The 12,874-nt window shown below is 58.9% G+C and carries 10 protein-coding genes; all 10 read left to right on the forward strand.

Going from position 1 to position 12,874, the window contains the following annotated elements; all coding sequences use genetic code 11:
- The first annotated feature begins 79 nt into the window (after nt 1-79).
- The 10 genes from BTN82_RS07630 (at nt 80) to BTN82_RS07675 (ending at nt 12,870) form a co-directional block, all read left to right on the forward strand.
- Nucleotides 80-3,574 (forward strand): glycosyltransferase, encoded by a 3,495-nt coding sequence (locus BTN82_RS07630; protein WP_075118550.1) that lies wholly within the window; start codon nt 80-82, stop codon nt 3,572-3,574.
- 109 nt (nt 3,575-3,683) lie between these two features.
- Entirely contained in the window at nt 3,684-4,739 is a 1,056-nt protein-coding gene (locus BTN82_RS07635) for an NAD-dependent epimerase/dehydratase family protein (protein ID WP_081375430.1), read from the forward strand.
- A gap of 334 nt (nt 4,740-5,073) precedes the next feature.
- Nucleotides 5,074-6,000, forward strand: a complete 927-nt coding sequence (locus BTN82_RS07640; protein ID WP_075118963.1) for a ketoacyl-ACP synthase III — start codon at nt 5,074-5,076, stop codon at nt 5,998-6,000.
- Between the two features lie 273 nt (nt 6,001-6,273).
- Nucleotides 6,274-7,122: a flagellin domain-containing protein gene (locus tag BTN82_RS07645; RefSeq protein ID WP_075118551.1), complete on the forward strand. Its 849-nt coding sequence runs from the start codon at nt 6,274-6,276 to the stop codon at nt 7,120-7,122.
- A 72-nt stretch (nt 7,123-7,194) separates the two neighbouring features.
- Nucleotides 7,195-7,566, forward strand: a complete 372-nt coding sequence (locus tag BTN82_RS07650; RefSeq protein WP_075118552.1) for a flagellar protein FlaG — start codon at nt 7,195-7,197, stop codon at nt 7,564-7,566.
- 82 nt (nt 7,567-7,648) lie between these two features.
- Nucleotides 7,649-9,067 (forward strand): flagellar filament capping protein FliD, encoded by a 1,419-nt coding sequence (gene fliD, locus BTN82_RS07655; protein ID WP_075118553.1) that lies wholly within the window; start codon nt 7,649-7,651, stop codon nt 9,065-9,067.
- A gap of 128 nt (nt 9,068-9,195) precedes the next feature.
- Nucleotides 9,196-9,591: a flagellar export chaperone FliS gene (fliS, locus tag BTN82_RS07660; protein WP_075118554.1), complete on the forward strand. Its 396-nt coding sequence runs from the start codon at nt 9,196-9,198 to the stop codon at nt 9,589-9,591.
- A gap of 10 nt (nt 9,592-9,601) precedes the next feature.
- Entirely contained in the window at nt 9,602-9,898 is a 297-nt protein-coding gene (gene fliT / locus BTN82_RS07665; RefSeq protein ID WP_075118555.1) for a flagellar protein FliT, read from the forward strand.
- 173 nt (nt 9,899-10,071) lie between these two features.
- Nucleotides 10,072-11,547: a sigma-54 dependent transcriptional regulator gene (locus BTN82_RS07670; protein WP_007922638.1), complete on the forward strand. Its 1,476-nt coding sequence runs from the start codon at nt 10,072-10,074 to the stop codon at nt 11,545-11,547.
- Between the two features lie 129 nt (nt 11,548-11,676).
- The gene (locus BTN82_RS07675; protein ID WP_186828365.1) at nt 11,677-12,870 is read left to right on the forward strand and encodes a sensor histidine kinase; all 1,194 of its coding nucleotides are present in this window, start codon (nt 11,677-11,679) and stop codon (nt 12,868-12,870) included.
- Nucleotides 12,871-12,874: the final 4 nt, after the last annotated feature.

The following is a 12,874-nucleotide window of genomic DNA, read 5'->3' on the forward strand; positions in this document are numbered from 1 at the left end:
TAGTGCAACGCCCGCGTCTGTTCGGGCGTTGCGTTTTTTGAAGACGGTTTTTTCGCAATATCCAGCATCGGGTGTGTCCATGATTCGTTCGTTATATGCTCCACGGCCCAATCCTTATTATCTTCTTGCGCCGGACTACCGACGAAATTCCGCGGGTATCCGGGTCATGCACATGCTCTGCGATGTATTGAATCGCTCCGGGTATGAAGCGTTTATCGTGGCGAATGTTCTGAATCCGGAACTGATGACGCCACCGCTGACGAATCAAATGATTGCCTTGCATAAACAACAGGGTCTGGAGCCGATCGTCGTTTACCCGGAAGTCACCAGCGGCAATCCGCTGGGCGGTGACGTCGTGGTCCGGTATCTATTGAATACGCCCGGGTTCCTCGCCGGAGGCAAGAACTACGGCGAAGACGACATCATGTTCGCCTTCACCAAGGGGCTGTTATTACCGGGCATGCCTGAAGAGCATGTGATGTTTCTTCAGCCTATCGACCTCAATGTCTTCACGTTGCCTGAGGATCCGGCCCGGCGCATACCGGGCAAGATCTGCTACTACCAGGGACGCACGGGGTCGGGGATCGATAAAGACAGCCTGCCCGCCGACGCGGTGGAGATTACCGGCAGTTACCCGGATACCTGGGAAGGGCTGGTGGAGATCTTCCAGACCAGCGAGTTCTTTTACTCCTCGGCGACGACGGCCCTTTCGGCGGAGGCCGCGCTCTGTGGGTGTATCGGCGTGGTCATTCCGGGTAAAGGCGCACCGTTGAATTTCTCTTCCGAAGAGACTGGAAATTACGGGGTGGCCTGGGGAACCTCGTCCCAGGAAATCGAGCGCGCCCGGCAAACGTTGCCCTTGTTGAGGGAAAGCCTGGAGAAGCAGGAAGTCGCTTTCTGGAAGGCGCTCGATCTGTTCATCGAGACGACGCAGAACGCCGCCTTGACCTCCAGAAAGGCCAAGCTTGAACGCGGCGTTGCCAAGCGGCTCGAAGCGCGAGACCAGGCAGCCCGGCAACTGCAGGCGGCCCCCGCTATTGCGCAAGGCCATGTCCCGAACATCGGTGTGGTCGTTCTCGATCTTCAGGGCCATAACGATTTGCTAGCCCGCACGCTGAACAGTCTGGCGGCCTGCGCGGGCGGGGCGGTTTCGACCGTTCCGTTGATCGTGTCCAACGCCAGCCCTGGTCGTTCGGGAGCTCATGGCCTCAAGCCAGGCGACAATTGCGTCGAGGCGATTAACCAGCTCGTCCGCGAAAGCGCGTGCGATTGGTTGGTCGTGGTTCACGCGGGGGAGGAGTTCACCGCTGCCGGCCTGTTGATGACCTCGTTGCAGTTGGCGCAAATGGGCGAATACCGGGCTGTTTACGCGGATGAAGTCGTCCGGGTCGGCCACAACAGCTTCGAAGCGGCACTTCGGCCCGATTTCAACCTGGATCTCTTGCTCAGCTACCCCGCAGGTTTTTCCCGGCATTGGCTGTTGCGGCGCGATACGTGGCAAGAGATGGGCGGTTTTGCCGATGATTGTCAGGACGCCTTCGAGCTTCAGTTCATTTTGCGCCTGATCGAATCCGGCGGTGTCGAGGGGCTTGGGCATATCAGCGAGCCGTTGCTGATCAGCGACGCTGTGCCTGCCCAGGACCTGGCCGAGGAGCGCGGGGTCATCGCGCAACACTTGCAGCAGCGTGGTTATGACCATGCTCAAGTGAACGCCCCTCAGCCTGGCCACTACCAGATTGATTACGGCCATGCGCAAACGCCGCGCGTCAGCATTGTGATTCTGCTCGACGGCCAGCTCCCGCAGGCGCAACTGTGCATGGACAGCCTGTTGGAAAATACCACGTACAGTCATTTCGAAGTCTTGCTGCTGGACCGCGGCAACCAGGACTCGGCGATGGTGGACTGGTTGTCCGGTATCGAGCAGTTGGGCGTTGCCCAGCTGCAGGTATTGAGGTACGAGGCTGAAGCGTCGCCGATTGCGATTCGTAATCATGCGTGCAACCAGGCCAGTGGCGATTATCTGTTGTTCCTCGACTCCACCGTCGGTGTAGTCGGCAAGGACTGGCTGCAGCAATTGCTCAACCACGCCATGCGTCCTGAAGTCGGGTGCGTGGGGGCCAAGCTGCTCGGCGGCGACGGCAGGATCCGTCATGCCGGTTTGGTGTTGGGGTTGGGCGCGGCGGTGGGCGATCCCTTCCTGAATGGGCCCGATGAGCCTGGTTACATGCAGCGTTTGCAGGTCGATCAAGATTGTTCCGCCGTGGCTGAGCAGTGCGTGATGGTGCGTCGAGAACTGTTCGTTGCAGCAGGCGGCTTCGATGAGACGATGGCGTCCTGGGCGCCCACGGACCTTTGCCTGAAGCTTTCTCAAGCCGGCTATATGAACGTCTGGACGCCGAGGGTCAGGCTGTTTATCGGCGATCCGCAGGTGTCAGCGGCCAACGCCGACCAGGACGACCTGATGTACCAGCGCTGGCTGGCGGTCCTGGCTCAGGATCCGGCCTACAACAAGAACCTGTCCCTGGCCGCTGGCGGCGCTTTCAAGCTCGCTGATAGCGCATGGTCGTTGCCGCTCTCGATCGCTGGAGCCTCTGCGCCCAAAATTCTGGCGCATCCTGCGAGAGGCGCCGTCGATGGGCAGTCGAGGCTTATTCAACCGTTCAATGCCTTGCGTAGCGAGGGGTTGATCGACGGCGCTGTTGTTCGCGACTTGATGTCGGTAGCGGAGTTGGCCCGCTTCGCTCCAGACAGTGTGGTGCTGCAACGGCACGTTGAAGGCGCGCAGATAGAGGCCATGCGCCGGATGAAGGTTTTCTCCCAGGCCTTCAAGGTTTATGAGCTGGATCGCTATCTGCCCGATACGCCCATGCCCGGGTTCAACAGGGAAAACCATGGCCCGCAGGTACTGGATGCCTTGCGACAGGGCCTGGGTTTCATGGATCGCCTGGTGGTTGCCTCCGACATGCTTGCCGAGGTTTTCGAGGGCTTCAATCCCGATGTGCAGATCCTCAAGACTCGCCTCGATCCGCAGCCTTGGATTGGCTTGAGCAGCAAACGCCAGGCTGGCGACAAGCCTCGTGTCGGCCTGTCGGCACGCGGAGCCCGGCCAGATGACCTCGAGCTGATTGCCGATGTCATAAAAGCCTTGGCCAATGACGTTCATTGGGTGCTGATCGGCCATTGTCCGACTCACTTGCGGGCTTTTGTCCATGAGGTCCATACGGACGTAGACGCGGGGTATGCGGCGAGGCTGGCTTCGCTGAATCTCGATTTTGCCCTGGCGCCCCTGCAGAACACCTTGTTGAACCGTTGCCGCAGTCACGAGCGGTTGTTGGAGTTCGGTGCGTTAGGTATCCCGGTGATCGGCAGCGACCTCGAGCCGCATCGCGGCGATTTACCAGTGACTCTGGTCAAGGATGGGGCGGCGCCCTGGATGGACGCGATTCGCTCCCATATGGCGGATCTGGATGCGGCGCAACGCCTGGGCGACTCGCTGCAACAGTGCGTTCGCAGCCGATGGCTACTCGACGGCTTGCATCTGAAAACCTGGCGCGATATCTGGCTGCCGGCTTGATTCGCGCCCTCTCCGTGAACCCGTTGCAGGCTGTTGCGGCGCAACAGCCTGGCGGACCGATCTCCTTTAATACGACGCCTGCGTTCAGGCTGGCAGGGGTGTACAAAGCATGAAGGTAACGTTGGATTCCCAGGTGGTGCTGCGCGATCTGCAACGGATCAGCCAGCACCTGGATGCCAGCCGAGAGTTGCGCGGCAAGCATTTGCTGATTACCGGGAGCACGGGTTTTTTTGGCAAATGGCTGCTGGCGCTGATTGCCTTTTTGAACAGGGAAGGCGCGGGCATCGAGGTCACCGCGGTGTCCCGGTCGCCTGAGCGCTTTCTCGGCGAGCATCCGCAATACCGTCAGTGCGGCTGGATCACCTGGTTGCAAGGTGACGTCCAGGCGTTGCCTCAGGTGCCTGAGCTGCGACCGGTCGACATGGTCATTCATGCTGCCACCGATACCCTGGCGGGGGCTCATGCCGACCCGTTGCGCATCTTCGATACGATTTTGCAGGGGGCGCGCAATGTACTTGATCTGGCTGTGAGGGCGGGGGCCAAGCGTGTTCTGTTCACCGGGACGGGGGCGCAGTACGGCGCGATCAGTTCCTCGCAACCTGTTCCAGAAACCCATATGTCTGCATGCAACAGCCTTCTGGCCAGCAGCGCTTATGCCGAAGCCAAGCGGGCCCAGGAAACGTTGGCGGCGCTGTACGCGGATCGGCATGGGTTGGAATGCATCCTGACACGCTGCTTTGCCTTCTCGGGGCCTGGGCTTCCTCTGGACGCGCATTTTGCAATCGGTAACTTCATCAGGGATGCCATCGGTCGGGAAGCGCTGGTGATGCAGTCGACTGGCCTGTCTGTGCGCAGCTATCTGCACGGTGCCGATCTGGCGGCGTGGCTGTTGACGCTGCTGGTGCGAGGGCAGAGCGGACATGCCTACAACGTGGGGTCCGACCAGGGCCTCAGCATCGCCGAACTGGCCCACAGAGTTGTGGCTCGGGTAGCGCCGCAAACACCCATCATCATGCCGAAGGCAGGGGAGGGTAGTTCTGTGGTTTCTTACTACGTGCCCGATATCCAGAAGGCGCGAGCATTGGGCCTGGATGTCTGGACTTCGCTGGATGAGTCCATCGATAGCATGGTGGACTGGAACCTCGACCGCCCGCTGAGCTCTTGAGCTGTACCGATCACCCGGTCACGACAGCCGATCAGGAGGGCATCTCTACAGACGGCTGTGCCCTGCAAGATCAATTCCGGTGCGACGGAATCTTGACCGATCCGGGCTTTTTGGAAGGGTGCGCTATCCGGCTGCCAGACTGAGCCGGATGCGTAGCCGGTATGAAAAATCGCATTCGTGGGCTTAACGGCGTGACGCATAGGTCATAAAGTGCATCTTCACTGTATTGTGTTCCTGAGTGCGGGCGATAAGTCTGCACCGGAAATCAACTTTTTGATGCGCCCCTGAGCTTTTCGGGGTGAACCTAGTCGCAGTTTATGATCGGGAAGCCATGATGATTGGCATAAAAAGCATAGCGAGTTACGTGCCGACTGCCGGTGTGGATAACTACGCTCAGGGTGCCAAGTTCGCCAAGGATGAAGAGTTCATCCTGGGCAAGATCGGTTCGGCATTCCTGCCGCGCAAAGAGGCTGCGCAGGAAACCTCTGATCTTTGTGTGGAAGCGGTGAATGCCTTGTTCGCCAATAATCCGCAGTTGCAGCGCGATGCTATCGACGCGTTGATTGTCGTGACCCAAAACGGTGACGAAGAAGGCTTGCCTCACACTGCCGCCATCGTTCAGGACAAGCTGGGCCTGCCGACCCATGTGGCCGCTTTCGATATTTCCCTGGGCTGTTCCGGGTACGTTTACGGCCTGTACGCGATGAAAGGCTTCATGGAAGCTGCGGGCCTAAAAAACGGCCTGCTGGTGACCGCCGACCCTTACTCGAAGATTGTCGATCCCGAAGACCGCAATACCACCATGCTGTTTGGCGATGCGGCCACTGTGACCTGGATGGCCGACGGCGCGCCCTGGCAGTTGGGCAAGGCCAAGTTCGGCACCGACGGTTCCGGGGCGCCGCACCTGAAGGTCAGCGACGGGGTGTTCTTCATGAACGGCCGCCAGGTCTTCAACTTCGCCTTGTTGAAGGTGCCAGCGCACCTGCACGAGCTGCTGGAAGAGTCGGGGCTGGAGGAAAGCCAGATCGACGCGTTCTGCATCCACCAGGGCAGCGCGGCGATTGTCGACGCAGTGGCCCGGCGTTTCGAGGGCGAGCCGGAGAAGTTCATCAAGGACATGGTCGAGACTGGCAATACCGTGTCGTCGAGCATTCCGTTGCTGCTGGAGCGGCATGTCCTGCCTTCCACCTGGAAGCGTGTGGCCCTCAGCGGCTTTGGTGTCGGCTTGTCCTGGGGTTCGGCGATCATCCATCGCGACTGACGTTTCGGGCTTATATAGAAGCGCTGCCGGTCATGCCGGCGGCGCTTTTTTTTGTCCCGGTTTTGGGGTGGCAGTTTTTCTGGCGCCATTTTTATCGCTTTTTGTGGGTTAAACCCTTGTTTTATTAGGGGTGGCCGTCTGCTAGTAAATTTTTTTCAAAAAAGCCTCAAGCAACCTGCTATGGCGACGATAACTATTACGAAGGTTCTCTAGGCCACACCCGGCGGTTGCCAGGGCCGGAAGCCGCAGTATCCAACCAACGAGGAATTCGTCATGGCTTTAACCGTAAACACCAACGTCACATCGTTGAGCGTTCAGAAGAACCTGAACAAGGCTTCCGATGCACTGTCGACTTCGATGACTCGTCTGTCTTCCGGTCTGAAAATCAACAGCGCTAAAGACGACGCCGCCGGCCTGCAAATCGCTACCCGCATGACTTCGCAGATCCGTGGTCAGACCATGGCGATCAAAAACGCCAACGACGGTATCTCCATCGCCCAGACCGCTGAAGGCGCGATGCAGGAACAAACCAACATTCTGCAGCGTATGCGTGAACTGGCCGTCCAGTCGCGAAACGACAGCAACAGCTCCGACGACCGTGACGCTCTGAACAAAGAGTTCTCGCAGATGAGCGCGGAACTGACCCGTATTTCGGGCAGTACCAACCTGAACGGCAAGAACCTGCTCGACGGTACCGCCAGCACCATGACCTTCCAGGTCGGCTCCAACACTGGCAGCACCAACCAGATCACCATGACCCTGAGCGCCAGCTTCGACGCAAACACCCTGGGTGTGGGTTCGGCTATCACCATCGCCGGTTCCGACAGTGCTACTGCCGAAACCAACTTCTCGGCCGCTGTTACCGCGATCGAAGGCGCGCTGAAAACCATCAACGCCAGCCGTGCTGACCTCGGTGCTGCACAAAACCGTCTGACCAGCACCATCTCCAACCTGCAGAACATCAATGAAAACGCCAGTGCTGCACTGGGTCGCGTACAAGATACCGACTTCGCTGCTGAAACTGCACAGCTGACCAAGCAGCAAACTCTGCAACAGGCTTCCACTTCGGTTCTGGCCCAGGCCAACCAGCTGCCATCCGCTGTACTGAAACTGCTTCAGTAATAGCTGACTAAGCTTGGGCGGGGGAGTACGCAAGTCGTGCTCTCTCGCTTTTTACGTTAAGAGGTGATGGACATGGATATGAGCGTGAAGCTGAACTTGTCTTATCCAGCGGCCAAGCCAGTGACGCCTGTTGCTGAAAAGCCGGTGGAGAAGCCTCAAGCTGACGTCGTGGCGCTATCGGCTGCCAAGAAAGAAGAGAATCAACAAGCGCAACAATCCGAGCAGGACAAACTGAAAATGGCCGTCGCGGAAATTGAAAAGTTTGTACAGTCGGTAAAGCGCAACCTGGAGTTCTCGATCGACGAGCCCTCCGGCAAGGTTGTAGTCAAAGTCATTGCCAGTGACTCCGGTGAGGTGATCCGCCAGATCCCCAACGAAGAAGTCCTGAAGTTGGCCAATAGTTTGAATGATGCGAGCAGCCTGTTGTTCAGTGCCAAAGTCTGACAGCTGGCATGAAATTTGTTGCTATGTTCTTTTGGGCGTTGTAAAGGTCAAAAGACCGGCGACACACTGAAGGGAGATCTCCATGGCAAGTCCAATTCTACCGGGTACCGGTCTAGGCTCCGGCCTCGACACCGGTGCTATCGTCAAAGCCTTGGTGAACGCTGACAAAGCGGCCAAGCAAGGTCAGATCGACCGGGGAACTGCGACCAACACCGCAAGCATCTCCGGCATCGGCACTTTGAAATCGCTGTTGTCGACCTTTCGGACCACCATTACCGAACTCAGCAGCAAGAGCAATCCACAGTTCCCCGGCTACGCAGCCACTTCTTCCGATACCAAGTACGTGACGGCGGTCGCTGGCAATACCGCGGTCAACGGCAACTATGTCGTCTCGGTCGGTAATCTCGCGACCTCCTCGAAAGTGACCAGTGCTGCTTTTGCGGGCGGTACGACAAGCGCTATTCCGACTGGTACTTTGAAAATCAGTCAAGGTGGCACTAACTTCAATCTCGATGTAAAAGCCGGCGCGACCCTGCAGTCGGTGCGCGACTCGATCAACGCCGACGCTTCGCTCAAGAGCGCCGGTATCAGCGCGAACATCGTGACCGACTCCTTTGGGTCGCGTCTGGTTGTGGGTTCGACCAAGACTGGCGCGGGCTCCGATATTTCCCTGAGCGGCATTGCCGGCCTGGAAATCGATGGTACCAACGTTGTCGGGACCTCGGGCTCTCCAATGACCGCTACTTCGGCTGGGGCGATTGGCGCGTTGGCGGTGGATGCCAACTTCACCATCGACGGCATGGCCCTGACCAGCAAGAGCAACGCGGTGGACAAGGCAGTTTCCGGGATGACGTTCAACCTGGTCGCTCCTGGTACCTCGACCATCACCGTCGCGGCCAACACCGATGGCCTGAAAGCATCGATCCAGAAGTTCGTCGATGCCTACAACGCGGTTGCCAACAGCGTTACCGCGTTGACCAAGCCGTCTCTCGATGACAACGGTAAGCCGACCGTTGCAGCCCAACTGACTGGCGACGCGCTGCCACGCTCGATCCTGGCGGCTATTCGTGCGCCGCTGTCGGAAGTGGGGGCGGGCGACAAGCTGACCGTACTGGCACAGTTGGGGATTACCACCAACCAGAAGACTGGTGCTCTGGACTTCGATAGCACCAAGTTCACTGCGGCGATGAACGACAAGAAGCTCGGTGGCGAAGTGCAGACCCTGTTCACAGGCACCAACGGCTTGCTGGACCGCATGGACAAGGCCATCGAGCCTTTTGCCCAGACCGGTGGCATTCTCGATCAGCGTACGACTGCGCTGAACAAGACCAAGGCCAAGCTGGCCGCGGACCAGGAGGCCCTGGATCGTCGTATCGAGACCCTGACGGCGACACTGACCAAGAAGTACAACGACATGGATACCCTGGTAGGCAAGCTCAAAGCCACGGCCAGTAACATTACCTCCATGTTCGAGGCGTTGACCGCGCAGCAGAAAGGCTGATCGATGCAAGGCGCCAAAAGCCCGGCGACGTTTGCAGCGTTCCGGGCTTTTGGCTTTCGATCTAAAGTTTTTTGACGCAGCGTCGATACGCTGGTTATACAAACCCTTGAGTTTTGATGAGGTACGACATGAACCCGATGTTAGCCCTTCGGCAATACCAGAAGGTTGGTGGCCAGGCGCAGACTTCCGAAGCCAGCCCCCATCGTCTGGTGCAGATGCTGATGGAGGGTGGCCTGGATCGTATTGCCCAGGCCAAAGGTGCGATGGAGCGCAAGGACATTCCCGGCAAGGGTGTGTTCATCAGCAAGGCCATCGGCATCATCGGCGGCTTGCGCGAAGGGCTCGATCTGGAAAACTCGGCGGAGACCCTGGGTGAACTGGACAACTTGTATACCTACATGATGACGCGTCTCACCGAGGCGAACATCAAGACCGATCCAAAGATTCTCGACGAGGTCGCTGAGCTGTTGCGGACCGTCAAGGAAGGTTGGGACGCCATCGCTGCGCCGGGTCCGCAATTCTGAGGAGATCACCATGAGTCTTGTATTGCAGCGTATCGAAGAAACCCGTGAGGCACTGGTCGCCGCCTTGGCCGAGCGTAATTGGGAAGCGATCGGTCAGTTGGACCTGGCTTGCCGTTCCTGCATGGAAGACATCTTGAGTGAATCTCCGGAAGATGAAGCTGCGCTACGGGAGAATCTGCAGGAGCTGCTGGGGGTCTATCGGCAGCTTCTGGAGGTGACGACGGGGGAGCGTCAGGCAATAGTCGACGAGATGTCGCAGATCCATCAAGCACAGAACGCGGCAAAGGTTTACCATCTGTTCGGTTAATTAACCCCTCAGTTAATCCGAATCCAGTGCGCCATAAATTTGACTGTGCACGCTTTTTTGACTTAACTAGTGGCTGTTTTCTGATTTCAGACGTCTACCAGGCTCAAAATGCCTACAAGCGTCTAGCTTGCCTTGATTTCGGGCATTGAGTTGACTAGGGAAGTTGCTATTGCATGTGGCGTGAAACCAAAATTCTGCTGATTGATGACGATAGCGTCCGCCGCCGCGACCTGGCGGTGATTTTAAATTTTCTTGGCGAAGAAAATTTACCCTGCGGGAGCCATGACTGGCAGCAGGCTGTCGGCTCATTGTCATCAAGTCGTGAAGTGATCTGTGTCCTCATTGGGACTGTAAATGCTCCTGGCGCACTTCTGGGCCTGTTAAAGACACTCTCAACCTGGGATGAGTTCCTTCCGGTTTTGTTGATGGGCGATAATTCTTCCATCGACCTACCAGAGGACCAGCGCCGTCGAGTGCTTTCCACCCTGGAAATGCCTCCCAGCTACAGCAAGCTGCTCGACTCCCTGCACCGCGCCCAGGTCTATCGTGAAATGTACGATCAGGCCCGTGAGCGCGGTCGCCATCGCGAACCCAACCTGTTCCGCAGCCTGGTCGGCACCAGTCGGGCGATTCAGCATGTGCGGCAGATGATGCAGCAAGTGGCGGATACCGATGCCAGCGTGCTGATCCTCGGCGAGTCGGGAACGGGCAAGGAAGTGGTGGCGCGCAACCTGCACTACCACTCCAAGCGCCGCGAGGCACCGTTCGTGCCGGTCAACTGTGGTGCCATTCCGGCCGAGTTGCTGGAGAGCGAGCTGTTCGGGCATGAGAAGGGCGCCTTCACCGGAGCGATCACCAGCCGGGCCGGGCGTTTCGAGCTGGCCAATGGCGGTACGCTGTTTCTCGACGAGATCGGCGACATGCCGTTGCCGATGCAGGTCAAGCTGCTGCGGGTGTTGCAGGAGCGTACCTTCGAGCGCGTAGGCAGCAACAAGACCCAGAGCGTCGATGTGCGGATCATTGCGGCGACTCACAAGAACCTCGAAAGCATGATCGAGGTCGGCAGTTTCCGCGAAGACCTGTACTACCGCCTGAACGTGTTCCCGATCGAAATGGCTCCGCTGCGCGAGCGCGTAGAAGACATTCCGTTGCTGATGAACGAACTGATCTCGCGCATGGAGCACGAGAAGCGCGGGTCGATCCGCTTCAACTCCGCGGCAATCATGTCGCTCTGCCGTCATGGCTGGCCGGGTAACGTCCGTGAGCTGGCCAACCTGGTGGAGCGCATGGCGATCATGCATCCCTACGGCGTGATCGGCGTGGTCGAGTTGCCGAAGAAATTCCGCTACGTCGACGACGAAGACGAGCAACTGGTGGACAGCCTGCGCAGCGACCTGGAAGAGCGGGTAGCGATCAACGGCCACACGCCGGACTTCGCCGCCACGGCCATGCTGCCGCCGGAAGGCCTGGATCTGAAAGACTATCTCGGCGGTCTGGAGCAGGGGTTGATCCAGCAGGCGCTCGACGATGCCAATGGCATCGTGGCGCGAGCGGCTGAGCGTCTGCGCATTCGGCGTACCACGCTGGTGGAAAAAATGCGCAAGTACGGTATGAGCCGTCGCGAGGGTGATGAACAGGCGGATGATTGACGCCTGTTTTTTAACCTGTTGAAAACCGGGCAGTTTTTTTTTCGGCACGGGTATTGCTATGTCTCTCTCAACGTTCCGTTTAACTGACGGTCAGCCACGCGAGAGAGCACGATGCCCCAAGCCGCCCAGATGTCTCCTGTCCCTGAAGCCCAGGGGCAATCGTCGTCCGTAGAGCAGGCAAGCCGGCTTGGCCTTGAGCAGGCTTTTGCCTTGTTCAACCAGATGTCGAGCCAGCTTACCGACTCCTACAGCATGCTTGAGGCCCGGGTGACCGAGCTCAAGGGCGAGCTGGCGGTGGTCAGTGCCCAGCGCATGCAGGAGCTGGCGGAAAAAGAGCGTCTGGCCAACCGTCTGCAAAATCTCCTCGATCTGTTGCCTGGCGGCGTTATCGTTATCGATGCCCAGGGCATTGTCCGCGAAGCCAATCCTGCTGCTTGCGATCTGCTGGGCCTGCCCCTCGAAGGCGAGCTGTGGCGTCATGTCATTGCCCGCTGTTTCGCTCCGCGAGAAGACGACGGTCATGAAGTTTCGCTGAAAGACGGGCGGCGCTTGTCGATTGCCACTCGTTCGCTGGATGCCGAGCCGGGCCAGTTGGTGTTGCTCAACGACCTGACTGAAACCCGCCGCCTGCAAGACCAGTTGGCCCGGCATGAGCGTCTGTCGTCGCTGGGGCGCATGGTGGCGTCCCTGGCGCATCAGATTCGCACGCCGTTGTCCGCCGCATTGTTGTATGCCAGCCATCTGACCGAGCAGGAACTGCCGGTCGCCACCCAGCAGCGTTTTGCCGGGCGGTTGAAGGAGCGGCTGCACGAGCTGGAGCATCAGGTTCGCGACATGCTGGTGTTCGCCCGGGGCGAGCTGCCGCTGACCGACCGTGTGACGCCAAAGGCGTTGCTGCAATCGCTGCAGGCCGCGGCCCTGACTCATGTGCAGGATGTGCCAGTGCGCTGGCAATGCGACAGCCATGCCGGCGAGTTGCTGTGCAATCGTGACACCCTGGTGGGCGCGGTGCTCAACCTGATCGAGAACGCGATCCAGGCCAGTGCTGGCCAGGTGCGTCTGAAAGTCCATCTCTATACCCGTGGCAACAGTCTGCGGCTGTGCGTCAGCGATAGCGGCAGCGGTATCGATGCGGCGGTGCTGGAGCGTCTGGGCGAGCCGTTCTTCACCACCAAGAGCACCGGAACCGGCCTGGGGCTGACGGTCGTCAAGGCGGTGGCGCGTGCCCATCAGGGAGAATTGCTGCTGCGCTCGCGTCCTGGGCGCGGTACATGCGCGCTGGTGGTCCTGCCACTGTTCTGCGGCGCTCAAGGAGTGGAGTGAAGGT

Source organism: Pseudomonas chlororaphis (genome assembly GCF_001921865.1).
Taxonomy (GTDB): Bacteria; Pseudomonadota; Gammaproteobacteria; order Pseudomonadales; family Pseudomonadaceae; genus Aquipseudomonas; species Aquipseudomonas chlororaphis_D.

Excerpts from the sequence above, each read along its gene's own strand:
- BTN82_RS07630 (WP_075118550.1), top strand. The coding sequence starts at position 80 with ATGATTCGTTCGTTATATGCTCCACGGCCCAATCCTTATTATCTTCTT.
- BTN82_RS07635 (WP_081375430.1), top strand. The coding sequence starts at position 3,684 with ATGAAGGTAACGTTGGATTCCCAGGTGGTGCTGCGCGATCTGCAACGG.
- BTN82_RS07640 (WP_075118963.1), top strand. The coding sequence starts at position 5,074 with ATGATTGGCATAAAAAGCATAGCGAGTTACGTGCCGACTGCCGGTGTG.
- BTN82_RS07645 (WP_075118551.1), top strand. The coding sequence starts at position 6,274 with ATGGCTTTAACCGTAAACACCAACGTCACATCGTTGAGCGTTCAGAAG.
- BTN82_RS07650 (WP_075118552.1), top strand. The coding sequence starts at position 7,195 with ATGGATATGAGCGTGAAGCTGAACTTGTCTTATCCAGCGGCCAAGCCA.
- fliD (WP_075118553.1), top strand. The coding sequence starts at position 7,649 with ATGGCAAGTCCAATTCTACCGGGTACCGGTCTAGGCTCCGGCCTCGAC.
- fliS (WP_075118554.1), top strand. The coding sequence starts at position 9,196 with ATGAACCCGATGTTAGCCCTTCGGCAATACCAGAAGGTTGGTGGCCAG.
- fliT (WP_075118555.1), top strand. The coding sequence starts at position 9,602 with ATGAGTCTTGTATTGCAGCGTATCGAAGAAACCCGTGAGGCACTGGTC.
- BTN82_RS07670 (WP_007922638.1), top strand. The coding sequence starts at position 10,072 with ATGTGGCGTGAAACCAAAATTCTGCTGATTGATGACGATAGCGTCCGC.
- BTN82_RS07675 (WP_186828365.1), top strand. The coding sequence starts at position 11,677 with ATGTCTCCTGTCCCTGAAGCCCAGGGGCAATCGTCGTCCGTAGAGCAG.